Origin of the sequence: Pseudoclavibacter sp. Marseille-Q434 (assembly GCF_050315415.1) — a bacterium.
Taxonomy (GTDB): Bacteria; Actinomycetota; Actinomycetes; order Actinomycetales; family Microbacteriaceae; genus Pseudoclavibacter.
On the sequence record NZ_JBNPQH010000001.1, the window covers coordinates 1,136,549 to 1,159,382 of the forward strand.

18 protein-coding genes are annotated in these 22,834 nt (G+C 69.9%); 9 read left to right on the forward strand and 9 right to left on the reverse strand.

Going from position 1 to position 22,834, the window contains the following annotated elements; translation table 11 throughout:
- Window positions 1–26: 26 nt before the first annotated feature.
- Window positions 27–1,157 carry a hypothetical protein gene (locus ACQFZP_RS05460; protein ID WP_146080779.1) on the reverse strand — a complete coding sequence of 377 codons (1,131 nt, stop codon included), beginning with the start codon at window positions 1,155–1,157 and terminating at the stop codon, window positions 27–29.
- 110 nt (window positions 1,158–1,267) lie between these two features.
- On the opposite strand from ACQFZP_RS05460, the gene ACQFZP_RS05465 reads away from it, so the two are divergent.
- The 3 genes from ACQFZP_RS05465 to ACQFZP_RS05475 are packed head-to-tail and all read left to right on the forward strand — an operon-like array spanning window position 1,268 to window position 5,933.
- Complete coding sequence (locus tag ACQFZP_RS05465) at window positions 1,268–2,290, forward strand: 3-oxoacyl-ACP synthase III (RefSeq protein ID WP_104311810.1); 1,023 nt, start codon at window positions 1,268–1,270, stop codon at window positions 2,288–2,290.
- Window positions 2,287–4,938 carry an alpha/beta fold hydrolase gene (locus ACQFZP_RS05470; RefSeq protein ID WP_307852740.1) on the forward strand — a complete coding sequence of 884 codons (2,652 nt, stop codon included), beginning with the start codon at window positions 2,287–2,289 and terminating at the stop codon, window positions 4,936–4,938. The genes ACQFZP_RS05465 and ACQFZP_RS05470 overlap by 4 nt, the downstream gene beginning before the upstream one ends.
- Window positions 4,935–5,933, forward strand: coding sequence for an NAD-dependent epimerase/dehydratase family protein (locus ACQFZP_RS05475; protein ID WP_179556834.1), 999 nt, complete (start codon window positions 4,935–4,937; stop codon window positions 5,931–5,933). Before ACQFZP_RS05470 ends, ACQFZP_RS05475 begins: the two co-directional genes overlap by 4 nt.
- On the opposite strand, the gene ACQFZP_RS05480 is transcribed toward ACQFZP_RS05475, so the two are convergent.
- Together ACQFZP_RS05480 and mgtE are read right to left on the reverse strand one after the other, a co-directional pair.
- On the reverse strand, window positions 5,930–8,419 hold the full coding sequence (locus tag ACQFZP_RS05480; RefSeq protein ID WP_211890540.1) for a LuxR C-terminal-related transcriptional regulator: 2,490 nt from the start codon (window positions 8,417–8,419) through the stop codon (window positions 5,930–5,932). The genes ACQFZP_RS05475 and ACQFZP_RS05480 overlap by 4 nt on opposite strands.
- A 303-nt stretch (window positions 8,420–8,722) precedes the next feature.
- On the reverse strand, window positions 8,723–10,075 hold the full coding sequence (mgtE, locus tag ACQFZP_RS05485) for a magnesium transporter (RefSeq protein ID WP_104311806.1): 1,353 nt from the start codon (window positions 10,073–10,075) through the stop codon (window positions 8,723–8,725).
- A 112-nt stretch (window positions 10,076–10,187) separates the two neighbouring features.
- Here mgtE and ACQFZP_RS05490 point away from each other — a divergent pair, with 112 nt between their 5' ends.
- A complete protein-coding gene (locus ACQFZP_RS05490; RefSeq protein WP_211890541.1) occupies window positions 10,188–12,452 on the forward strand; it encodes an ATP-binding cassette domain-containing protein in 2,265 nt (754 codons plus the stop codon).
- Window positions 12,453–12,502: 50 nt separating this feature from the next.
- On the opposite strand, the gene ACQFZP_RS05495 is transcribed toward ACQFZP_RS05490, so the two are convergent.
- The gene (locus ACQFZP_RS05495; RefSeq protein ID WP_211890542.1) at window positions 12,503–13,438 is read right to left on the reverse strand and encodes a DUF4031 domain-containing protein; all 936 of its coding nucleotides are present in this window, start codon (window positions 13,436–13,438) and stop codon (window positions 12,503–12,505) included.
- 28 nt (window positions 13,439–13,466) lie between these two features.
- On the opposite strand from ACQFZP_RS05495, the gene ACQFZP_RS05500 reads away from it, so the two are divergent.
- From ACQFZP_RS05500 to ACQFZP_RS05510, 3 genes are read left to right on the forward strand one after another with little or no spacing between them, the layout of a single operon-like run.
- Window positions 13,467–14,552 (forward strand): S-(hydroxymethyl)mycothiol dehydrogenase, encoded by a 1,086-nt coding sequence (locus ACQFZP_RS05500; protein ID WP_104311803.1) that lies wholly within the window; start codon window positions 13,467–13,469, stop codon window positions 14,550–14,552.
- Window positions 14,549–15,190, forward strand: coding sequence for an MBL fold metallo-hydrolase (locus ACQFZP_RS05505; RefSeq protein ID WP_307852741.1), 642 nt, complete (start codon window positions 14,549–14,551; stop codon window positions 15,188–15,190). The genes ACQFZP_RS05500 and ACQFZP_RS05505 overlap by 4 nt, the downstream gene beginning before the upstream one ends.
- Window positions 15,180–16,616 (forward strand): dihydrolipoyl dehydrogenase family protein, encoded by a 1,437-nt coding sequence (locus ACQFZP_RS05510; protein WP_211890543.1) that lies wholly within the window; start codon window positions 15,180–15,182, stop codon window positions 16,614–16,616. The genes ACQFZP_RS05505 and ACQFZP_RS05510 overlap by 11 nt, the downstream gene beginning before the upstream one ends.
- Window positions 16,617–17,018: 402 nt before the next feature.
- Here ACQFZP_RS05510 and ACQFZP_RS05515 read toward each other — a convergent pair whose 3' ends face one another.
- Together ACQFZP_RS05515 and ACQFZP_RS05520 are read right to left on the reverse strand one after the other, a co-directional pair.
- Window positions 17,019–17,597, reverse strand: coding sequence for an MOSC domain-containing protein (locus ACQFZP_RS05515; RefSeq protein ID WP_211890544.1), 579 nt, complete (start codon window positions 17,595–17,597; stop codon window positions 17,019–17,021).
- A 7-nt stretch (window positions 17,598–17,604) separates the two neighbouring features.
- Complete coding sequence (locus ACQFZP_RS05520) at window positions 17,605–17,961, reverse strand: DUF5997 family protein (protein WP_179557159.1); 357 nt, start codon at window positions 17,959–17,961, stop codon at window positions 17,605–17,607.
- Window positions 17,962–18,075: 114 nt separating this feature from the next.
- Between ACQFZP_RS05520 and ACQFZP_RS05525 the strand changes: the two genes are divergently transcribed.
- Window positions 18,076–18,885 (forward strand): LysR substrate-binding domain-containing protein, encoded by an 810-nt coding sequence (locus ACQFZP_RS05525; RefSeq protein ID WP_179556840.1) that lies wholly within the window; start codon window positions 18,076–18,078, stop codon window positions 18,883–18,885.
- A 394-nt stretch (window positions 18,886–19,279) separates the two neighbouring features.
- Here the strand turns inward: ACQFZP_RS05525 and ACQFZP_RS05530 are convergent, their stop codons facing one another.
- Together ACQFZP_RS05530 and ACQFZP_RS05535 are read right to left on the reverse strand one after the other, a co-directional pair.
- The gene (locus ACQFZP_RS05530; RefSeq protein ID WP_211890545.1) at window positions 19,280–20,089 is read right to left on the reverse strand and encodes an HNH endonuclease signature motif containing protein; all 810 of its coding nucleotides are present in this window, start codon (window positions 20,087–20,089) and stop codon (window positions 19,280–19,282) included.
- Window positions 20,073–21,026, reverse strand: a complete 954-nt coding sequence (locus ACQFZP_RS05535) for a DUF222 domain-containing protein (RefSeq protein WP_211890546.1) — start codon at window positions 21,024–21,026, stop codon at window positions 20,073–20,075. The genes ACQFZP_RS05530 and ACQFZP_RS05535 overlap by 17 nt, the downstream gene beginning before the upstream one ends.
- A gap of 157 nt (window positions 21,027–21,183) precedes the next feature.
- Between ACQFZP_RS05535 and ACQFZP_RS05540 the strand changes: the two genes are divergently transcribed.
- Window positions 21,184–21,747: a dihydrofolate reductase family protein gene (locus ACQFZP_RS05540; RefSeq protein ID WP_211890547.1), complete on the forward strand. Its 564-nt coding sequence runs from the start codon at window positions 21,184–21,186 to the stop codon at window positions 21,745–21,747.
- A gap of 30 nt (window positions 21,748–21,777) precedes the next feature.
- On the opposite strand, the gene ACQFZP_RS05545 is transcribed toward ACQFZP_RS05540, so the two are convergent.
- Window positions 21,778–22,821, reverse strand: coding sequence for an LLM class flavin-dependent oxidoreductase (locus ACQFZP_RS05545; RefSeq protein WP_211890548.1), 1,044 nt, complete (start codon window positions 22,819–22,821; stop codon window positions 21,778–21,780).
- Window positions 22,822–22,834: the final 13 nt, after the last annotated feature.

Sequence of the window (22,834 nt, forward strand, 5' to 3'; positions counted from 1 at the left end):
GCGCCCCACCCCGTCGGGTCGCGGGTCTACGCCGTGGAGTCCAGCGGGTACCGCAGCGTCGCGGCCACTTCCGCGCCGTCGACCAGGTCGCCCCTGCGCACGGCCCTCACCTTCGCGCCGTGCTTGAGGGCGCGCGCCGCGATCTCGTCGACGATCGCGTAGGTGTGCGGGCCGGGCGTCTCGGCGCGCGTCAGCTTGCCGTGCTCGTCGAGCTCCCCCTCGAGCGTGGAGTCCATGTCGAAGTAGAGCTCAGCAACCGCGCCCTGCGACGCGGCCCTCGCCACCTCGTTGATCGAGGTCGTCGCGTGGCCATTGCTGCGCTTCGTCCCGAACTCCTCGCGCCAGGCGTTGATCTCGCTGCGGTAGTGGTCGTCGAGGATGCCGCGCGCCTTCGCGTCGAGCTCACCGGCCGCCAGCGACCCCGGATGCGCTCCGATGCGCTGCTCGAGGAGCCCCGGGTACTCGTTCACTGCTCGGTACGCGGTGTCGAAGTCTCCCGTCGCCGCGAGGATGAGCGGTGCGCCCGACTCCCGGAGGATCGGGATGACCTGCTCCTGGACGATCCTCGCGAAACGCTCATGGCCGATGCGATCGCCCGTCGTGCCCTGCGCTCGCTGTCGGTCGAAGCGTCCGCCCGTCGTCGTGTGCTCGAGGACCAGGGGCAGGTCGTCGGGGAGTCCCTCGATGGGCAGCTGGCGCGGCTTCGCGTCGGCGAGCACCTCGAAGAGCGTCACCTCTCCTCGGGAGAGCCCGAGCACGAACCCGCAGTTGGGGAAGGTGGTGGCACGCAGAAGCGCGCCGACGTCGAATCGGTCGCCGACGGCCACGTGCTGGCCGAGGCGGTTGGCGAGGCGGAAGGTGCGGAAGCGATCGGGGGCCGCCAGAATGACGAGCGACCGGGATTGTGCCCGCCAGAACTCCGGATCGGACTCCAGCTGCTTCGCGGGATCGAGGGTCTTCGCGATTCGCGCCCGGTCCAGGCCGAGCGCCTCGAGCTCCTTCGCCGCCTGGCTCACCGCCGCGCGCAGCTCGAGTCGCAGAGCCTCCGACTCGCTCGGCGCGCTCGATGCCGGGATGGCGATGCTCACGCTGCCCTCGCCCCGGTACTCGGTCAGTTCAAGCAGATCTTCATGGGTGGGAATATCACTTGGCAACATCTCTGCACGCTATTGATTCGGCCTGAGAGTTCGGTCACCGTCGAACACCTAGACTGACGTGGTTACGCCCCTCCACACCCCTCGTACGGCTCAGGACGCAAATCACATCTATGACAGGTAACGCGACTACTCGCTTCCACAACGTCTCGCTGCTGTCGGTCGCGAGCCGCCTTCCGTCGAAGGCCACCGCCTCCTCGGACATCGAAGGCCAGCTGGCCGCGGGCTTGAAGCGGTTGAAACTGCCCGGCAACCTCCTCGAGCGCGTCGCCGGGGTCACGGAACGGCGCAACTGGGCCGACGGCGAGTCCTTCACCGACGCGACCGTGGCCGCGGGACAGGAGGCACTGCGACGTGCCGGTGTCGACGCCAGCGACGTGGGCCTCCTCATCAACACCTCGGTCACCCGCACGCACCTCGAGCCCTCGGTCGCCGTCCGCATGCACCACGGGCTCGGGATGCCGAGCTCGGCCGTCAACTTCGACATCGCCAATGCGTGCCTGGGCTTCGTGAACGGCATGACGCTCGCCGCCCAGATGATCGAGGCCGGACAGATCCGCTACGCCATCATCGTCAACGGTGAGGACGCCGACGAGATCCAGGTCAACACCATCAACCGCCTGCTGCGCGACGACATCGGCCGCGAGGACTTCATGAGCGAGTTCGCGAGTCTCACGCTCGGCTCTGGGGCCGCCGCGGCCGTCCTCGGCCGCACCGACGAGCATCCGGAGGGCCACCAGATCCTCGGCGGCGTGACGCGGGCGGCGACCCAGTTCCACGAGCTCTGCGTCGGCAGCGTGCAGGGCATGTTCACCGACGCGAAGGCGCTCCTCAAGGGAGGACTCGACCTCGTCGTCTCCGCCTGGAAGGAAGCCCAGGCCGACTGGAACTGGTCGTCGATGGATCACTACATCACCCACCAGGTCTCCCGCGTCCACACGAACGCGATCGTCAAGGCCGTGGGGCTCGACAAGAAGCGAGTGCCGACGACGTACCCGACGCTCGGGAACGTCGGCCCCGCCTCCATCCCGATCACGCTCGACCTGCAGTCGAGCACGCTGAAGCGCGACGACCGAGTGCTGCTCATGGGCGTCGGCTCCGGACTCAACACGGCCATGATGGAGCTCAAGTGGTGAGGTCGGCCACACGCCCACCCGCCGGCCTGCCAGGCCTCCAAGACCGGTTCAGCCGCATCGTCGATGCGCCGGGTGTCGGCGCGGACGCGGGCACCAGGCGGGGCTGGCACCTCCTCGACACCGGGCCAGCCCTCGCGCAGCTCGGCATCGAGCCGGCAGGCACGGTCCTCGCTGTGCACGGCAACCCGACGTGGTCCTACCTGTGGCGTGCGCTTGCCAACGAGTCGCTCGCGGCCGCCGAGTCCGGGGGCACCGCCTGGCGGGTCGTCGCAGTGGACCAGCTCGACATGGGCTTCTCGGAGCGAACCGACGTGCGACGCACGCTCGAGCAGCGCATCCTCGACCTCGGCGCCCTCACCGACCAACTCGCGTTGGAAGGCCGCGTCGTCTCGCTCGGCCACGACTGGGGCGGCGTCGTCGCCTTCGGCTGGGCGGTCCGCCACCCGGAGCTGCTCACCGCCGTCGCCTCGCTCAACACCGCCGTCGACCAGCCGAGCGACCTGCCCATCCCGGCGGCCCTCCGGCTCGCGCGCTTCGGGCCGGTGCTGCGCGCCTCCACGTCGACCAGCCCGGCGTTCCTGCAGACGACCCTCGCCCTTGCGAACCCCTCGCTGTCGGCCGAGGTGAAGGGCGCATACGCCGCGCCGTACCTGGACCGCGCGTCGCGTCTCGGCATCGAGCAGTTCGTCGCCGACATCCCCGTCGACGAAGACACCGAGAGCCACGACGCGCTGCTGGAAGTCTCCTCCGGCGTCGCGAGGCTCGAGGTGCCCGCCCTGCTGCTCTGGGGCCCCCGCGACCCGATCTTCACTGACCTGTACCTCGGCGACCTCATGCGACGCCTCCCCCACGCCGAGGTGCACCGCTTCGAGGGCGCCGGCCACCTCATCGCCGAGGACGCCCCGTACGCGACACATCTCCTCACCTGGCTCGACGACGTCGCCGCAGGTCGTGCGCGCCGGCGCGAGCAGCCGGCGAACTCGCCCGCCGCAGGCAGCTCCCCCAGCTCCGCACCCATGTGGGCAGCCCTCGACCAGCACCGTGACGACCCGTCCGTCGCCGCGCTCGAGATGGGCCGCGGAACCGACGGGGCGCCGCTCGCCGTGTCCTGGCGCCAGCTCGCCGCCCGCGTCGACGAGCTGGCCGCGGGGCTGAGCGCCGTCGGCGTCCGCCGCGGCGACCGCGTCTCGCTGCTCGTGCAGCCTGGCGTGACCCTCACGGCCGTCGTCTACGCCTGCCTGCGCATCGGCGCAGTCGTCGTTGTCGCGGATGCTGGCCTCGGCGTCAAGGGCCTCTCGCGTGCCGTCCGAGGCGCATGGCCGGACGTCGTCATCGGACAGGTCCCCGGACTGACCGCGGCGAAGGTGCTCGGATGGCCCGGCCTGCGCATCAGCGCCACGAGCATCCCCGCCAGCAGCCGCGCGGCCCTCGGCGTCGCCCACTCGCTCGCCGAGGTCGCCGAGCTCGGGCGCGGCGCGGCCCTTCCCGAGGCCCCCGGCCCCGACGACCTCGCAGCGGTGCTCTTCACCTCAGGCTCCACGGGGCCCGCCAAGGGCGTCGTGTACACGCATCAGCAGCTGCAGGCCGTGCGAGACACGCTTCGAGACACCTACGGCGTCACCGCCGACTCCGGCCTCGTCACCGGGTTCGCACCGTTCGCCCTGCTCGGCCCGGCCCTCGGGACACGGTCCGTGACCCCAGACATGGATGTCACCTCGCCCCGCACGCTGACCGCGACGGCTGTCGCCGATGCGGTCATCGCGGCGGACGCCCGCATCGTGTTCCTGTCGCCGGCGGCGATCCTCAACGTCGTCGCGACCCGCGACGGGTTGGACGCGGCGCAGCGTGCAGCGCTCGAACGCGTCCAGACGTTCCTGTCCACGGGTGCGCCCATCGGCGCAAGACTGCTCGACGATGCGTGCGCCCTCATGCCGAACGCCGAGGCGCACACGCCGTACGGCATGACGGAGTGCCTGCTCGTGACCGACATCGACCGTGAGGGCATCTCGGCCGCGGCGCTCGCCCCCGACGACGGGGTCTGCGTGGGCGCGCCCATCGGCAGCAACGTGGTGCGCATCAGCGCCCTCGACTCCTCGGGAGCCGCGCGGGGCGAGCCCTCGGCCGAGCCCGGCGTGCTCGGTGAGATCGTCATCAGCGCCCCGCACCTCAAGGAGCGCTACGACCGGCTCGCGATGACGGACCGTGCCGCCGCTCGCGAGCTGCCCTCCGAAGGGCGCTGGCATCGCACGGGCGACGTCGGACATCTCGACGACGAAGGCCGCCTCTGGGTGGAGGGCCGACTCCCCCACGTGTTCGTGACGGCAGACGGACCCCTCGCGCCCGTCGGCACCGAACAGGACCTCGAGACGCTGCCCTGGGTGCGGCGCGCAGCGGTCGTCGGCGTTGGCCCAGCCGGCACGGCGCAGGCGGTTGCCGTGCTCGAGACGCGGGAGCCGACCCGTCGGGTGCGCGTCGCCGAAGCGGCACTCGCCGACGCCCTGCGCGCATCCACGACGCATCCGCTCGCGGCCGCGTTCATCGTTCCTGAGCTCCCCACCGACATCAGGCACAACTCGAAGATCGACCGGAGCGCGCTGGCCGCCTGGGCTGAGCGCGCGCTCTCCGGGGAACGGGTCTCGGCACCGTGAGGGTCCTCGTCACTGGCGCGAGCGGCATGCTGGGGCGTGCCGTCGCGACCGAGCTGCGCGACGGCGGCCACGAGGTCACGACGATGCAGCGAGGTCCGAGTGGCATCGCCGGGGTGACGGATGCGCTGGGCTCGATCACGGACGAGGCGGCAGTCGAACGGGCCGTCGCCGGCGCCGAAGGCATCGTGCACCTCGCCGCCAAGGTGTCGCTGAGCGGCGCAGAGCACGAGTTCGAGGCCGTCAACGTCACGGGCACGAAGCATCTGCTCGCACACTCGAAGGCTGCGGGTGCCACCCGCTTCGTCATGGTGTCCTCCCCGTCGGTGGCGCATTTCGGCGCCGCCATCCACGGGGCGAGCGCCGACGAGGCGAGGCCCGATCTCGCGCACGGCAGCTACGCACGCACGAAGGCGACGGCAGAGCTGCTCGCCCTCGCGGCAGACGCTCCCGAGTTCGCGGTGGTCGCCGTTCGCCCGCACCTCGTCTGGGGGCCGGGCGACACGCAGCTCATCGGGCGCATCCTCGAGCGTGCGACGAGAGGGACCCTCCCGCTCCTCGGACGCGGAGCGGCGCTCATCGACTCCTGCTACGTCGACAACGCCGCCACCGGGATCGCGGCGGCGCTCCGTCGAGCGCCCGCCGCGCACGGGAACAGCTACGTGATCACGAACGGCGAGCCGCGCACGGTCGCCGAGCTCATGGAGGGCATCTGCCTGGCCGGCGGTGCGCCGCCACCGCGACTGCGCGTCCCCGCCGGGGTGGCCCGTGCAGCGGGGTCGATCATCGAAGGCGTCTGGCGTATCCGACCTGGTCAGGATGAGCCGCCTATGACGCGTTTCCTCGCCGAGCAGCTCTCGACCGCGCATTGGTTCGACCAGCGCCGCACCCGCGCCGACCTCGACTGGTCGCCTGCGGTCTCCCTCGAGGAGGGACTGCAACGTCTCGCCGATCACACCGCGGCGACGCGCAGCACGGCGCAGGCCCAGCGAAGCTAGTCGAGCAGCCCCCGCCGTTCCGCTGCCGCCACGGCCGAACGGCGATCGCTGGCGCCCAGCTTGCGGAACACGCTGCGCAACTGAGCGCGGACCGTGTGCACGGAGACGAAGCGCTGGGCCGCGATCTGCGCGTTGGTCCAGTTCCTCCCCACGAGGCGGAGCACTTCTATCTCGGCGCTCGAGAGCTCCTCACCGACGGTGGAGTCGGAGAGCGGCCGCGAGTCCAGTGCGGAGACGACAAGCAGGTCGGCGATGCGCTTCGGCAGCTTGTCGCTGATGGAGGTCATGAGGGCGGCGTCGCTTGTTGTCGCGAAGCGCAGCGCGAACCTCGCGTTTCGATCGTCGAGGCACTGCGTGGCCATCGTCGCGATGCGGTTGGCGGCCGCATCCAGGTTCCCGAGCCGGAGCATGCAGAGTGCCGCGAGCGTGCGCGCGATCGAGGCGAAGCGCGGGGCGATCTTGTCATCGGCGAGGGCGGCCTCGGCGTGCGCGAGCGCCTCCCCGGGGCGGCCGTTCGCGAGCTCGACGAGGGCGCGCGAAAGGCTCACGTAGCAGTCGCCTTCCGCACCGGAGTAGTCCGCCGCCTTCTGTGCGCGCACACTCTGCCCACGCGTGAGGTAGAAGGTCGTCGCCGACAAGGTGAGCAGCGTGGATGGGAGCCCGTCGCGCCACGACGCCGCGCTCAGCTCGAGGAGCTCATCGACCTCGGCGATCGGGTCCTCATCGCCCACGAGCGCCTCGAGGAGGATGCGCACGCTCGCCCCGGTGTCGTGTGGGAGGACGGAGCGCGGAAGGTCGCGGAGCTGACGCGCCAGGTCGCGGGCCCTTGCTTCCTCACCGTTGTCGAGCAGGTCGAAGCAGTCCGCGAACCCCGGCAGGGAGCGACCGGTGAGCTTGGCTGCGTCGGCCTGACGCACGCCGGAGATGACCCCGATGATCTCGATGTGCCGCAGCGCGTCGATGTCGGTGCGGTTGAAGCTCTGGCCGTGCTCGGCAGCGATGGTCGACAGTTCCAGAGCAAGCGGCATGTCCTCGAGGAGCGTTGCCGCCCAGACCAGCACGAGGCAGTCGGCCGCGAAGCGCCCTCGAGCGATGGCCGACGCGTAGAGGGCGGCGTGCAGTTTCCCGTCAGCATCACGGATGAGGGCCTTCGCGTCTCGAAGGCAGCGTTCGGCCGCGGCACGATCTCCCCCGAAGGAGGTGGCCAGGGAGTGCCTGGTGACCTGCGAGAACAAGCCGATCGGGTCGCTGGCGGCGATGCGAGTCGTGGCGATGCTGGACTCGCGCAGGCTGTGCAGCACGCTCCGCGTCGCGCCGAATCTGCGCCAGCGGAAGAGGGCGATGAGCAGGTTCGTGCTCACGAGGCGCGGGAGCACGCTTGCCGGGGCCTGGAGCATCTCCTCGACGGTCTCGCGCGGGGCGTACTCGTAGATGGTCCGGAAGTGGCGTTGCGCGATCGACTCGACCTCACCCCAGGCGCGGGCCCGGAGGGAGAGGAAGAGCCGCTGCATGACGTTGCCCTCGCCCGGGAAGGCCGCCACGGCGCGCGCGGCGAGCGCGCGGACCTCGTGGGGTGAGCGCTCAGCGCTGAGGCGGGCGAAGGTGTCGGCGTGCCAGACGAACTCGACGTCGAGGGAGACCGGGTTGATCTCCGTGACGCCGTACGGGGAGGACGCGAGCTGGTCGAACCAGTAGTCGCCGATGAGGTCCGGTGCGAGCAGGTGGAGGTCTTCTCTTGAGAGGCGCCGGAGGACGCTGGTGGCGCGCATCATCCGTATGGCGTCGACGCGGTCGAGCTCAGCGGGGTCGAATCGACGCAGCTCTTGCAGGGTCATGGCGGCACTCGAGCTGCCGCTGACGACGGACCAGCCCTCAGCGTGGGCGTTGGCGCGGAATCGCTCCAACGCGACGCGAGTCGTGAGCGGATGACCCGAGAACGAGTCGAGGAGCTGCATCCGCAGTTCCTGAGGCGCGCCCGGCGCATTGGCTGCGAGGACCGCATTCAGCTCCGACGCGTCGAAGGCGAGGTCACGAGGCCGGAGGACCACTCCGGCAGCTCCGTGCGCGGAGGCCCAATCCGGCATCGACAGCGACGCGATGAGGAACCTCGGGGCGCTCCCCTGGTCCGCAGCCGCATCGTCGTCTCCGGGCATGACCAGCCGCCTGATGCGGTCCCAGAGCTGGTCGTCCTGCGCGACGATGACGTCGTCGAGGAGCACCGCGAGACGCCCCGAGCGCTTGCCGGCTGCGAGGTCATCCAGAACACGTTGCAATTCAGAACGTGACGAGCACCAGACATGCGCCTCGCCGACGGTCTCGAGCTTCGCCTGCATCTGCCGGAGCAGCGTGGTGCGTCCGCTTCCCGGCATGCCGACGAGGAAGGTCAGGGCATGACCCTCGAGCGCAACGCCGGAGAGCCGGTCGCGTTCCGCGATCTGCCACGGCTCTCCCCCGCGTTGATCGCCGTTGAGCGTGGTGCTGGACATTCGTTTCTCTCCTGCTGATTCTCAGCGCCAGGCGCTGTGGACTCCCCCCAGAGTCCGGCACGGTCGCGGAATTCTTTCTCCGCTCCCACGCCTCGCTCCCACGATACGGTTTTGGGGACACGCGCGTTGTATACGTTCACTCGGCGCCCCGGGCCGCTTCGCCGGATTCGGAGATCAAGCGCGGGTTTCGCTGCCCCATTTCTCCTATTTGCGACGCCAAAGCGCGCGAACGCCCATGAATTCACCGGGTCTCGGGCTGACGGAGCGCATTCTTGGATTGCGTTCGCTCGGGCGTGTCTCGGCTCAGATGCCCAGAACCGACTTGGCGATCGAGAAGTACACGATGAGTCCCGTCGCGTCGCAGAACGTGGAGATGAATGGCGTCGAGAACACGGCGGGGTCGACCCGGATGGACTTCGCGACGAGCGGCATGACGCCGCCCACGGTCGCCGAGATCGTGCAGACCGACAGCAGGGTGAGCCCGATGACCGTGCCGATGCCGGCACCATAGAAGGTCGTCGCCACGGCGAAGGCGACTGCCCCGAGGGTGACACCGAGGACGACACCGGTCCTCAGCTCCTTGAGGGCGACCGGCCAGGCGTTCCTGGGGCGTACCTCCCCCATCGCGAGGGCTCTCGTGACCGTGGTCGCCGCCTGGGAACCGGTGTTGCCGCCGATGCCGGTCAGGAGCGGGATGAACAGTGCGAGCGCCACCTGCTGCTCGAGGGTCGCCTCGAAGAGCTCGAGCACGCTCACCGTCAGGATCGCGGAAACCGCCAGCACGAACAGCCAGACGATCCGGGAGCGGACGACGGCGAAGACCGGTGTCGTCAGATACGGGCGCCGGAGGGGTTCGGCTGCGCCCGCGTGAGCCTCGTCCTCGTCTCGAGCGGCCTCGACCATACGGTGGGCGTCGTCGCCCGTGAGCAGCCCGATGAGTCTGTTCTCGCGGTCGACGATCGGCATGGCCAGAACGCCCCGGTCGACCAGGGTGCGTGCGGTCACCTCAGCGTCGTCGTCGGCGTGCGCGTAGAGGGCCGTCGCCATGTGCTTCTCGACCGTGTCGTCAGGGCCGGCGAAGAACAGCTCCCGAAGGCTCACGACACCGAGGAGATGCCGCCCGTCGTCGATGACGGGGATCGTGTAGATGGTCTCCGCGCTGCCGCCACGCTGCTGGATGCGCTCGAGGGCGACCCTGACGAGCTCGTGCGGGTAGACGTGCACGTAGTCGGGGGTCATGCGCCTGCCGACGGAACCGACCGGGTAGCCCAGGATGATGGCCGTCTCGCCGCGCTCATCCGCCGGCAGCTCCTGGATGAGCCGCTTCGCGATCTTCGCCGGGAGCTCGTCCATGAGGGCGACCCGGTCGTCGGGGTCGAGCTCCGAGAACACCCTCGCGACATCGGTATCGGAGAGCTGCGTCACGACCTCGCGCTGCGCGGGTGCGTCCATGCGTTCGAAGACGGTCATGGCTTCGTCCTTCGGCAGGAGCCGGAACGCGACCCCGGCGTCGCCGGCAGGTAGCCGTTCGAGCAGCACGGCGACGTCGGGCATCGGCGCGTTCGCCAGCGCAGACGCGACAGCGCTGAGGTCTCCGCGGGCGAGTTCGGTGGTCACGAATTCGACGAGATCATCGAGAGAGTGGAACGGGGGCATATGGGGAATGCAAGCACACTGAGGCGTCGCGCCGGTCGCCCGCGCCGCATCCGGTCCATACCAAGGTCCGGCTGCCCGCTCCGATCCGCGTCCCGCTCGCTACGATCACTGCATGTATGAAACCATCCGCGTTCGCGGTGCTCGCGAGAACAACCTCAAGGGAGTCGACGTCGACATCCCGAAGCGCAAGCTGACGGTCTTCACCGGCGTGTCCGGCTCGGGAAAGAGCTCGCTCGTCTTCGGCACGATCGCCGCGGAATCCCAGCGGCTCATCAACGAGACGTACACCGCGTTCGTGCAGTCGTTCATGCCGAGTCTGGCGAGGCCCGACGTCGAGGTGCTGGAGGGGCTGAGCGCGTCGATCGTCGTCGACCAGGAGCGGATGGGCTCGAACGCGCGCTCCACGGTGGGCACGGCCACCGACGCGCACACCATGCTGCGCATCATCTTCTCGAGGCTCGGGACGCCCTCGGCCGGGCCGGCCGGACACTTCAGCTTCAACCTCGCGGAGGGCATGTGCCCGCGCTGCGAGGGAATCGGCCGCGTCACCGACCTCGATCTGGACGAGGTCGTCGACCGCTCGAAGTCGCTCAACGAGGGCGCCATCACGATCCCCGGCTACAAGATCGACGGGTGGATGGTGCGCGGCTACTCCGAGGCGCCGTTCCTCGACGGCGACAAGAAGGTCGCCGAGTACTCCGACCAGGAGCTCCAGGACTTCCTCTACAAGGAGGCGACGAAGGTCCATGTTCCCGCCCTCAACATGAACATGACGTACGAGGGGCTCGTCCCGCGCATCCAGAAGTCGATCCTGTCGAAAGACCCCGAGGCGGTCCAACCGGCGATCCGCGCGTTCATGGATCGGGCCGTCACCTTCACAGCCTGCCCAGACTGCGAGGGGACGCGCCTGAACCAGGCGGCCCTCGCCTGCCGCATCGACGGCACGAACATCGCCGACTGCTCGTCGATGCAGATCAGCGACCTGGCCGTCTTCATGGCGGGCGTGCAGGACCCGCAGGTGGCGCCCGCCATCGCGACGCTCCAGGAGACCCTCGACTCGCTCGTGAACATCGGGCTCGGCTACCTCAGCCTCGACCGCGAATCAGGCAGCCTCTCCGGCGGTGAGGCGCAGCGAGTGAAGATGGTGCGCCACCTCGGCTCCAGCCTCACCGACATCACCTACGTGTTCGACGAGCCGACGGTCGGGCTGCACCCGCACGACATCCAGCGCATGAACGAGCTGCTGCTGCGCCTGCGCGACAAGGGCAACACGGTGCTCGTCGTGGAGCACAAGCCGGAGACGATCGCGATCGCCGACCACGTCGTGGACCTCGGCCCGCGTGCAGGTTCGGGCGGCGGCGAGCTGATGTTCGAAGGCACGGTCGAGGGGCTGCGCGTCTCTGGCACGCTCACGGGGAAGCACCTCGACGACCGCGTCTCGCTGAAGGAGACGACGCGGACCTCGACGTCGAGCCTCGAGATCCGCGGCGCGACGCGCCACAACCTCAAGGACGTGGACGTCGACATCCCGCTCGGGGTGCTCACGGTCGTGACCGGAGTCGCCGGGTCCGGCAAGAGCTCCCTCATCCACGGGTCTCTCCCGAAGTCGGCGAACGTCGTGGTCGTCGACCAGACGTCGATCCGCGGGTCTCGACGGAGCACGCCGGCCACGTACACGGGGGTGCTGGACGCGATCCGCACGGCCTTCGCGAAGGCCAACGGCGTCAAGCCCGGCCTGTTCAGCGCGAACTCGTCGGGGGCCTGCCCGAAGTGCAACGGCCTCGGGGTGATCTTCACCGACCTCGCGATGATGGCGGCCGTGTCGACCGTCTGCGAGGAGTGCGAAGGGAAGCGCTTCCAGGCTGAGGTGCTGCAGTACACGCTCGACGGGAAGAACATCAGCGAGGTGCTCTCGATGTCGATCGACGAGGCCCACGACTTCTTCGCCACGGGACCGGCCAACAAGGTGCTCGCGCGGCTCGTCGACGTCGGGCTCGGCTATCTCGGCCTTGGCCAGCCGCTCACGACGCTCTCGGGCGGTGAGCGCCAGCGCCTCAAGCTCGCCAGCCACATGGCCGAGAAGGGCGGCGTCTACGTACTCGACGAGCCGACCACGGGCCTGCACCTCGCGGATGTGCGGCAGCTGCTCTCGCTCCTCGACCGGCTCGTCGAGTCGGGGAAGTCGGTCATCGTCATCGAGCACCACCAGGCCGTCATGGCGCACGCCGACTGGATCATCGACATCGGGCCGGGTGCCGGGCACGACGGGGGCTCCGTCGTGTTCGAGGGAACCCCCGCGCAGCTCGTCGGCGACTCCTCGACCCTCACCGGGCAGCATCTGGCGCGCTACGTCGGCGCGGAGCGTCGCGGAGACTGACGTTCGCGCGGCGGCTTGATGGGCCGACGCAGGTCAGCTGGCGCGGCCGGTCAGCTCGCGCTCGCCTCGAGACCCTTCAGCTCGCGCTCGAGGTTGCGTCGTGCTCGCGGCTCCCAGTCCTCGGGGGCCGCGGGCGAGACGAAGAGGCGTGCTGATCCGAGGAGCGCGCGAAGCACCGACGCTCGGCCGACGCACCACTGCTCGTCGGTGACGTGCGCGTAGTCGCGCCGCACGAGGGCGACGTAGCGCGCGTAGCCGTCCTCGGTCCTGGCGAGCACGGCGAGGTCCGCGTCCATGAGGATCTCTCCCGCCGCATCCCCTCGCTGGACCTCGTGGTCGATCGTCGCCAGCACGAGGCGCTCGACGTCGCCGACGAGCTCGGGTGCCAGGCCCAGGGCACCGAGCCGCTCCACGGCGAGGGCGGCGCTCGCTCGCTCGTCGTCGCCCGCGGCGCCCTCGTAGACGGCGTCGTGGAACCAGGCGGCGAGTCGGGCCGTGAGCAGTTCCCGCTCGCTCAGCGAGGCGCCGAGCTCGGCGGCCCGGAGGCGCATGGTGTCGATGGCGTCGAGCACCGAGAGCAGGTGTGTGGCGTCGTGATAGTGGCGGGCGGGGCCTGACCAGGCGTCGAGCAGGTCGTCACGGAGAGCATCCGTCGCTGACTGCTGATCGTCCCCCATTCCGAGCTCGTCCCAGCGGCGCATCAGGGTGAGGCGGGCTCGCTTCGGCCGGTCCCTGGCTGGCACCCGCACGCCACCGGCGACGAGGCGGCGCACGAGCGTGGAGCCCGAAACCGGCTCGGCCCCGAGCGCGACGAGGGCCTCGTACTGCTCGGCCGGCACGTCGTAGTGGTCGACGTCGAACGCCCGGTCTCGAATGCCGGCCCGCGCCGCGAACTCGTGCAGCTCTCCGAGGGCCGAGTCGGAGACGAGATGCGAGAAGGTCGTGCCGTGCGCGGGCCAGACGGGCGGATCGATCAGGATGACCATCCAGAGAGACTACGACTACCCTTGCCACATGGTCTCCCGTGTCAAAGGTGCAGTTGTCCGTGGCAAGAACGAACCGGTGTCGATCGAGACGGTGCTGGTCCCCGATCCGGGGCCAGGCGAAGCCGTGGTCGACATCATCACGAGCGGTGTCTGTCACACCGATCTCCACTATCAGCAGGGTGGGATCAGCGACGACTTCCCGTTCCTGCTCGGCCACGAGGCCACGGGTCGTGTGTCGGCGATCGGCGAGGGTGTGACCGAGATCGAGGTCGGCGACCGGGTCATCCTGAACTGGCGCGCCGTGTGCGGCGAGTGCCGCGCCTGCGCGAAGGGGCAGCCGCAGTACTGCTTCAACACGCACAACGCGACGCAGAAGATGACGCTCGAGGACGGGACCGAGCTCTCCCCCGCGCTCGGCATCGGCGCCTTCATCGAGAAGACGCTCGTCGCCGCCGGACAGTGCACGAAGGTCGACGAGGAGTCGGACGCGGCGGCGGTCGGCCTCCTCGGCTGCGGTGTCATGGCCGGCATCGGAGCCGCGATCAACACCGGTGAGGTGAAGCGCGGCGAGTCGGTCGCGGTCATCGGCTGCGGTGGCGTCGGCATGGCGGCCATCGCCGGTGCCGCGCTCGCAGGGGCCACCACGATCATCGCCGTCGACATCGACGCGGCGAAGCTCGAGCGTGCGGCGCACTTCGGCGCAACCCACACCATCAACTCCCGCGAAGAGGACGTCGTCGAGGGCGTCCGCGCCCTCACGGGCGGCTTCGGCGCCGACGTCGTCATCGAAGCAGTCGGACGGCCGGAGACGTACAAGCAGGCGTTCTACGCGCGCGACCTCGCTGGCCGGGTTGTCCTGGTCGGGGTGCCGACCCCCGAGATGAGCCTCGAGCTCCCGCTGCTCGATGTGTTCGGTCGAGGCGGTTCCCTGAAGTCGTCCTGGTACGGCGACTGCCTCCCGAGCCGCGACTTCCCGATGCTCGTCGAGCAGTACCGTCTCGGCAGGCTGGACCTCGACGCGTTCGTGTCGGAGCGCATCGGGATCGAGGACATCGAGGCGTCGTTCGAGCGGATGAAGGACGGCACCGTCCTCCGATCGGTGGTGGAGCTGTGAGCGGCCACGGGAAGGTGCGCATCGATCGCATCGTGACGAGCGGCACGTTCTCCCTCGACGGGGGGACGTGGGACGTCGACAACAACGTGTACCTCATCGGCGACGACGATGACGTGGTGGTCATCGACCCTGCCCACGACGCGCAGGCGGTCCGGGACGCGGTGGGAGATCGGCGCGTGCGCCGGGTCCTCCTCACGCACGGGCACGACGACCACATCGCGGCGGCACGGGAGTTCGCTTCTCTCGTCGATGCGCCCATCGCGCTGCACGGCGGCGACCGGATGCTCTGGGACGCCGTCTACCCCGACACGACACCCGACATCGAGCTCGCCGACGACGACCGCATCCTGATCGACGAGGTCGACCTGCAGGTGCTGCACACCCCAGGCCATTCGCCCGGGTCGGTGTGCTTCTACGCGCCGGCGCTCGGAACGCTCTTCAGCGGCGACACGCTCTTCAACGGCGGTCCGGGCGCTACGGGACGCAGCTACAGCGACTTCGGGACGATCATCGCCTCGATCTCGGAGCGGCTGCTGACCCTGCCCCCGGAGACGACGGTGCTCACGGGACACGGCGACGCGACGTCGATCGGCGCGGAAGCTGGGCATCTCGAGGAATGGATCGCGCGTGGTCACTGACACACAGGCCGGGGCAGCCGACGCATCCGCCTACGACGTGATCGTGATCGGCGCGGGCCCAGTCGGCGAGAACGTCGCGGACCGCGCGGTGCGTGGCGGCCTCAAGGCGCTCATCGTCGAGAAGGAGCTCGTCGGCGGCGAGTGCTCGTATTGGGCATGCATCCCGTCGAAGGCCCTCCTCCGCAGCGGTTCAGCGCTCCGCGCGGCGCGCGCGGTCCCCGGCGCTCGGGAAGCCGCGACCGGCGACCTCGACGTCTCGGCCGTTCTCGCCCGGCGCGACTCCTACGTCTCCGATTGGGACGACGAGGGTCAGGTGAAGTGGCTGTCTGGCGCAGGCATCGACCTGGTCCGCGGGCACGCGCGTCTGACGGGAGAACGTCAGGTCACCGTCGGCGACACCACGTACGCGGCGAGGGTCGCCGTGGTCATCGCGACCGGTTCGGCGGCGCTGCTGCCCGATATCCCCGGCCTCGCCGACGCGTCCCCGTGGACGAGCCGAGAGGCGACCGCCGTCAAGCGCATCCCCGAGTCGATCACGATCATCGGCGGTGGTGTCGTGGCGGTCGAGATCGCGACCGCGTACACGGACCTCGGTGCGAAGGTGACGCTGCTCGTCCGGAGCCGCGTGCTCGGCGGGTTCGAGGAGTTCGCCGGGAAGGCGGTGGCTGACGCCCTGCGCTCCCGGGGTGCGGAGGTCATCCTCGGCGCTTCGCCGTCGAGCGTGACCCGGGACGCTGCTGGCCGCGTCGCGGTGAGTGTTGACGATGGTCGCGTCCTCGAGAGCGATGAGCTGCTCGTCGCGACGGGCCGCGTCCCGCGCACCGACGACGTGGGCCTCGAGGCGGCCGGGCTCGAGCCTGGTTCGTGGATCGACGTGGACGACACGATGCTGGTCCGCGGCACCGACTGGCTGTACGCGGCGGGCGACGTGAACCATCGCGCGCTCCTCACCCACCAGGGCAAGTATCAGGCTCGGGCTGCAGGCGACGCGATCGCGGCTCGGGCCGCGGGCCGTGCTCTCGACGACGCGCCGTGGGGCACCCACGTGGCCACGGCCGACCACGTCGCGGTGCCGCAGCTGGTCTACTCGGACCCCGAGGTCGCGGCCGTCGGTCTCACGAGCACGGCCGCGGAGAAGCAGGGCCTTCGTGTGCGGTCGGTCGACGTCCCGATCGGCAAGGTCTCCGGGGCGTCGCTGCACGCCGAGGGATACGAGGGCACGGCCCGGATGGTCGTCGACGAGGACCGAGGCGTCATCGTCGGATTCACCATGGTCGGGCCCGACGTGGGCGAGCTGCTGCACGCGGCGACGATCGCAGTCGTCGGGGAGGTGCCGCTGTCGAGGCTCTGGCACGCGGTGCCGTCGTTCCCGACGATGAGCGAACTCTGGCTGCGTCTCCTCGAGGCCTACGGGCGCCCCGAGTAGCGGACGGCGCACGGGGGCAGCGCTGGGGCGGCGGGGGGGCGGCACGGGGGCGGGTGCTCGATGCACGCTCGCCTGCCCCCGGCCCCTATCCTCGGGCGCCTGCCTTGGGCGAGTGTCCGCGCTCGCCTGTCCTCGGGCGCCTGCACTCGGGCGCGTGCCCTGAGGGCCTGCCCTCAGACGACTGCCCTCGGGCTCCCGCCCTGAGTGCCTGCCCTCAGACGACTGCCCACGGACGCTTGCCCTGAGGGCCTGCCCTCCGACGACTGCCCACGGGCTCCCGCCCTGAGTGCCTGCCCTTGGACTCCTGCCCTTGCACTCCTGCCCTGAGTGCCTGCCTTGGGCGCCTGCCTTGGGCGCCTGCGTAGGCGCCTGCCCGTCGCGTTCCTGACGCGGGGCCCGGCTTCAGGCGCCAGCGCCGGCGAAGACCTCTCGCACGGTCGGCGCTCCGACGGCACCCGGAACGATCTCGATGGCGTCACCCGCGGCGACCCTGCCCGTCTTCGCGACGCGCAGGTACGCGCCAACACGGCCGGTCGAGCCGAATCGTCTGACCCAGCCACGTTCGTCGTGGCCGCCGACCCAGCGGGCGAAGGTCTGGCACGGAACCCGTGGGGCGGTGACGACGAGCTCGATGGTGCGGGACGAACTCGCCGAGGTCGGGTCGCCGATGCGGAGGGTGTCGCCGACACGGAGCTCGTTGACGTCAAGCCCGTCGATGCGGAGGTTCTCGCCGAAGAACCCCGGTGGGAGGTCTCGTCCGAGCTCTCCCGCCCAGTAGTCGGCGTCGGACTGAGAGTAGGCGTAGACGGCCTGGCCGAGGCCGCCGTGATGCTTGCGGTCCGCTTGCACGTCGCCGTAGACCCCGTAGCGGCCAACCTTGACGGCCCCATCGACGGGGCGCTTGTCGATGGCGGTCACGCCGATGGCGCCGGGGTCGCGGCGGAGCTGCGCGACGGCGCAGACGGCGAGCAGACTGGCCAAGGTCGGCTCAGTTGGCGCGCTTGGCGTGCAGCTTGGCGACGCGGGCGTCCTCGGCGCGGACCTTCGCCTGGACGCCGCGCTCGTGGGAGAGCCATGACGGGGCCTCTTCGAGGAGCGCCTGGATCTCGGCGGTCGTGAGTGCTTCGGTGACGCCGCCCCTGGCGAGGCCGGAGTTGGTGATGCCGAGTTTGCGGGCGACGACGTCGCGCGGGTGGGGGCCGGTGCGGCGCAGCTCTTGGAGCCACTCTGGCGGGGTCTCCTGCAGTTCGAGGAAGGCGCTGCGGGTGAGCGGGGTCTCCTGGAACGTCCCCGGGGTGGCCGGCAGGTAGATGCCGAGCTTCTTGGCTGCGGTGGCCGGTTTCATGGTCTGTTCGGAACCGCGCTCGGCTGCGGTCTGGTTCTCGTCCGTCGGCTGGTTGTCGGTCGAGGTGCCCTCTGATTCGCTCATCTGTGCATCGTACCCAGTAGCCTTGCGGGCATGGAGACTCCGACGCACCTCACGGTCGCTCTCGCCCCCGGCATCAATCCACGCAAGTGGTCTCGTGTGTGGGAGGAGCGACGAGCGGAGACGCCGCTGGAGTTCACGACCGTGCACGCGGCCGAGGCTCGCCAGCTTGTCCTCGACGATGCTGCGCAGGTCGCCTTCGTGCGCCATCCCTTCGACCGTGATGGCGTGAACGCCATCGACCTGTTCGCCGAGGATGTGGTGGCCGTGGTCGCCGTCGAGTCGGACCTCGATGTCGACGAGCCGCTGCGGCTCGAGGAGCTCGACGACTGGCAGCTGGTGCTGGCAGCTTGGACGCCGGATTGGGCGGAGGCCGCTGAGCGGCTCGGTCTCGACTCGGGCGCGTCGGCCATGACCACCGACGCGGCGGATGCGATGGAGCTGGTGGCCGGAGGCGCTGGAGTTGCCGTCGTCCCGCAGTCCGTCGCTCGGCAGCACGCGCGGAAGGATGTCACCTACCGGGTCATCAGCGATCTCCCCCGGGTTCCGGTGTCGATCATCTGGGCCGCTGAGGATGATCGCCTCGACACGGAGGAGTTCGTTGGCATCGTCCGGGGACGGACGGCCGGGAGCTCGCGAGGCCGCACGGGCGCGAAGTCGGCGGCGTTGCAGCGGGAGGAGCAGCAGGCGCTCGCCGAGGCTGAGCGCCGGGTGAAGGAGCAGCAGAAGAAGCGGGCAACCGCAAAGCGGATCGGCACGTCGTCCGGCACGAGCCGTGGCGCCCAGCTGGCTGCGAAGCGGGCCAAGGCTGGCGGCTCGGGCGGGAAGCGCAAACGCCGCTAAGCCCGGCAAAGATTCTGTACGCGTCTCGGACGCTGCCCGTCCTCCTCCGTCGGGTCTGCGCGCGCCAGGCGCCGAATCAGGGGCACACGGCGCATGTCGTGCCGCCTGGCCAAGCGGTGTCGCCCGGCCAAGCGGTGTCGCCCGGCCAACCGGTGTCACCCGGCCAACCGGTGTCCCCCGGCCAACCGCTGTCACCCGGCCAAGCGGTGTCACCCGGCCAAGCGGTGTCGCCCGGCCAAGCGGTGTCACCCGGCCAAGCGGTGTCACCCGGCCAAGCGGTGTCGCCCGGCCAACCGCTGTCGCCTGGCCAGGCGGTGTCACCCGGCTGACCGAAGCGTGTCGCCAATCGGTAGCGCCTGTCGGCGCTGCCGGGCCGCGAACCCTGGGGCCTCGGTCAGAACGGAGCTTCATCTGCTGCTCTCGTTTCCGGGGGCTCGGCAGCGGGCGGACTCGTCCCGCGGTTTGCTGGCGATGACTCTCCCGGCGTGAGGTAGTCGTCGTTGGGGGTGAAGTAGACGTCGTGGTGCTCGGGTCTGTCAGTGCGCGCTTTGCCGCTTGGGGTGCGCCAGTCGAGGATGCCGCCGCCGAGTTGTTCGACACTCCAGGCGGTGGAGTGTTTCATGACGTGGTGGTGTTTGCAGAGCCCGCAGAGGTTCTCCAGGTTTGTGGTGCCGCCGTGTTCCCAGGCGTGGGTGTGGTCGAGGTCGCATCTCGCGGCGGGTTGTCGGCAACCGGGCCAGCGACAGTGGATGTCGCGCGCGGCCAGGAAGTTCCGCATGGCCGCCGTAGGGCGATAGCTGTCGACGGCTTCGACGGTGCCCGTGATCGGGTCGGTGAGGATCCGGAGGAACGACGGCGCATTCGCGGCGAGGCGCATCGCCTCCTCGAGCGGAACCGGGACCATGCCGTCGAGCAGAGCTGGAGCCGGAGTGAGGCGGGGAGCGCCTGACGCGCGGCTGGCGCCGGCAACGACGCCGCCCGTACCATCAGGGCCGCTCACGCCGGCACCGGCAACAGCACTGGCATCACGGGCCGCGCCGTTTCTTCCCGGCGCGGTGAGGGCAGAGAGGATCGGGATCGTGAAGGCGACGTTCGCCTGAATGCCCGCCGCAGTGGCGCAGGACATCGGGTCGGACGTGAGCAGCATATCCGCGAACAGGTCGGCCTTGACTTCGTCGATGGTGCGCTCATCGGGCGCATCCACGGCGGGGTCGGCAGCTGCGTCGATATCGGCGTGGGCGCCGGCATCGACATGGGCGTCGGCACGGGCGTCGACATCGGCGGTGACATCGGTGCGGGCGTCGACATCGACATGCGCCTCGGCGCGGGCGCCAGCAGCGGCATCGGCATCGGCATTTGCCCCTGCCCCGAACGGGCCTCGCCTCCCGGCTGTACCGGCGCTCGTCGCGCTCCTGGCGAATTTCGCGTTCGGGTTTCGGTCGCGCCTTGATGAGCGCCTTGCCCTGCTTCCGCAGCCGGTCGGCGATCGCCGTCCCCTCGATCAGCGGGAGCCTCGCCCGCAGAAGGCACATGCCGTTCTCCGTTGCCGTCACCGACACATAGCGGGTCTTCCGCGCCCGCTCGTGCCGCTCGGACACCGATTCCTCCGTCAGCGACTCCGCGACCCGAGCCGCGGCCATCCGCAGCGCCTTCGGCGGCAGCACACGCGAGCCCAGCTCGGCGAGCATCACCCGCACGAACTCTCCCCGCCGCGCCCCCTGCTCGACCGAATCGACATGCGAGACCGACAACCCGGCACCCGTGAGCACCCGCAGCTGCTCTTCGCTGATGCTCCCCTCACCGAGCGCATCGACGAGACCAGGGAACTCGCGAACGGCGATGCCAGCATCCGACAGCGCGCCTTCGGCCGCCGACTGCCCGACCTGCTCGATCAATGCGACCTCCGCCGCGACCGACTGCACGTGCATGGCATGCTCCGCGGTGCCGTCGAGCGCATCGAGAACCGACGCCATCTCCTCCAACTTCGCGCGTACCCGCACCTGGTCGGCAGCCACGATGGCTGCCATGACAGCGAGGTCCGCATCCCAGTCCAGCAGGAACTTCCGCCACGCGTCGACCGAAGCCGGGTCATGGGGGTCAAGCCCCAGGACCTTCAGCGGTTCACCGTCGTACGAGTACATACCTGCATGTTGGACCGGACCACCGACATTTAAGGCGGCCGCGGAAAATCCAGCAGAAAAGCCCAGGTCCCGTGCGTGTCTCGCGCACCACTCGCACGCTTCGAGCGGCACCATTCGCCGGTGGTAGGTTCAGACCCTCGAACAAGGAGGTTCGCTCATGCGGAAGGTCACGTACTCGCTCGCCCTCACGCTCGACGGCTACATCAAGGACGAGGACGGCAGCTTCGACTGGGGCGACCCCAGCGAGGAGGTGTTCCGGCTTGCGACCGACGAAGTTCGCGGCGTCGACGTCCACCTGATGGGGCGTCGGCTCTACGAGACGATGGTCTACTGGGAGCCCACCGACGAGGAGCGAGACTACGGGCAGCTCGAGGAGGAGTTCGCGGAGCTCTGGCGTGCCCTCCCGAAGATCGTCTTCTCGAACACGATCACCGAGGTCCGGGGCAAGACTCGGATCGCTGGCGGCACGCTCGCCGAGGAGATCGCCCAGCTGAAGAACGAGCCAGGTGATGGCGCGATCGCCATCGGTGGCGCGGAACTCGCACACCAGGTCGCCGACCTCGACCTGATCGACGAATACCTGCTTCGCATCTGCCCGGTCCTCGTGGGAGGCGGAACCCCGTTCTTCTCCCGGAACAACCGCCGCACAGCGCTCGAGCTGCTGGACTCGCGCACCTTCGAATCAGGGGTCGTGCACCTCCGCTACCGCGTTATCCGGTGATCTGGGCCGCCGCGGCGATGACCTGAACCATCATGCTTTCCGCGACCAGCCGATCGCGGGGGCGACGTGTTCGGCGATGGTCGCAAGCAGGCGCGTGTTGTAGGCGACTCCGAGCTGGTTCGGCACCGTGAGCAGGAGCGTGTCTGCGGACTGGACCGCCGTGTCCGCTGCCAGCTCTTCGGCGATGCGGTCAGGGGCACCCTGGTACGTGCGCCCGAACCGAGAGCGCATGCCCTCCAGCATGCCGACCTGGTCGCCTTCGCTGCCGCCGCGTCCCCCGAAGTAGGTGACGTCTTCGTCGGTCGTGATGGGAATGACGCTGCGGCTGACGGAGACGCGCGGCTCGCGCGCGTGTCCTGCAGCCGCCCACGCGTCACGGAAGCCCTGAATCTGCTCGGCCTGCAATTCGTCGAATGGCACACCGGTGTCTTCGGTGAGCAAGGTCGAGCTCATGAGGTTCATGCCCTGCTCGGCGACCCAGACCGCGCTCGCGCGGCTCCCGGAACCCCACCAGATGCGGTCGTCGAGGCCCGCCGAGCGCGGCTGGATGGGCAGTGGGGCGTTGGATCCCGTCATCTGCGGGTTGCCCTCGACTAGACCTGCGCCCGTGATGGCCGCGCGGAACAGCTCGGTCTTCGCGCGGGCCAGATCGTCGTCGGTCTTCCCTTCCGGCGGGGTGAAGCCGAACGCGTGCGCGCCGTTCCGGGCAGGCTCCGGTGAGCCACGGCTCAGCCCGAGCTGCAGTCGGCCTTCTCCGCCGGAGTGGGCGCTGATGAGGTCGGCCGCGGCGGCCTCCTCCGCCATGTAGAGGGGGTTCTCGTAGCGCATGTCGATGACGCCCGTGCCGATCTCGATCCGGCTCGTGCGCGCTCCGACGGCTGCGAGCAGCGGAAACGGCGCGGCCAGCTGCCGCGCGAAGTGGTGGACCCGGTAGTACGCGCCGTCGATGCCGAGCTCCTCGGCGGCGACGGCGAGCTCGATCGACTGGACGAGCGCATCACCGCCGGTCCGTGTTCCCGACTGGGGTGACGGGTGCCAGTGTCCGAATGAGAGGAAGCCGATGTTCTTGCGCATGCAGGACACAGCG

Excerpts from the sequence above, each read along its gene's own strand:
- ACQFZP_RS05460 (WP_146080779.1), bottom strand. The coding sequence starts at position 1,157 with ATGTTGCCAAGTGATATTCCCACCCATGAAGATCTGCTTGAACTGACC.
- ACQFZP_RS05465 (WP_104311810.1), top strand. The coding sequence starts at position 1,268 with ATGACAGGTAACGCGACTACTCGCTTCCACAACGTCTCGCTGCTGTCG.
- ACQFZP_RS05480 (WP_211890540.1), bottom strand. The coding sequence starts at position 8,419 with ATGTCCAGCACCACGCTCAACGGCGATCAACGCGGGGGAGAGCCGTGG.
- mgtE (WP_104311806.1), bottom strand. The coding sequence starts at position 10,075 with ATGCCCCCGTTCCACTCTCTCGATGATCTCGTCGAATTCGTGACCACC.
- ACQFZP_RS05490 (WP_211890541.1), top strand. The coding sequence starts at position 10,188 with ATGTATGAAACCATCCGCGTTCGCGGTGCTCGCGAGAACAACCTCAAG.
- ACQFZP_RS05495 (WP_211890542.1), bottom strand. The coding sequence starts at position 13,438 with ATGGTCATCCTGATCGATCCGCCCGTCTGGCCCGCGCACGGCACGACC.
- ACQFZP_RS05500 (WP_104311803.1), top strand. The coding sequence starts at position 13,467 with ATGGTCTCCCGTGTCAAAGGTGCAGTTGTCCGTGGCAAGAACGAACCG.
- ACQFZP_RS05520 (WP_179557159.1), bottom strand. The coding sequence starts at position 17,961 with ATGAAACCGGCCACCGCAGCCAAGAAGCTCGGCATCTACCTGCCGGCC.
- ACQFZP_RS05525 (WP_179556840.1), top strand. The coding sequence starts at position 18,076 with ATGGAGACTCCGACGCACCTCACGGTCGCTCTCGCCCCCGGCATCAAT.
- ACQFZP_RS05535 (WP_211890546.1), bottom strand. The coding sequence starts at position 21,026 with ATGTACTCGTACGACGGTGAACCGCTGAAGGTCCTGGGGCTTGACCCC.
- ACQFZP_RS05540 (WP_211890547.1), top strand. The coding sequence starts at position 21,184 with ATGCGGAAGGTCACGTACTCGCTCGCCCTCACGCTCGACGGCTACATC.
- ACQFZP_RS05545 (WP_211890548.1), bottom strand. The coding sequence starts at position 22,821 with ATGCGCAAGAACATCGGCTTCCTCTCATTCGGACACTGGCACCCGTCA.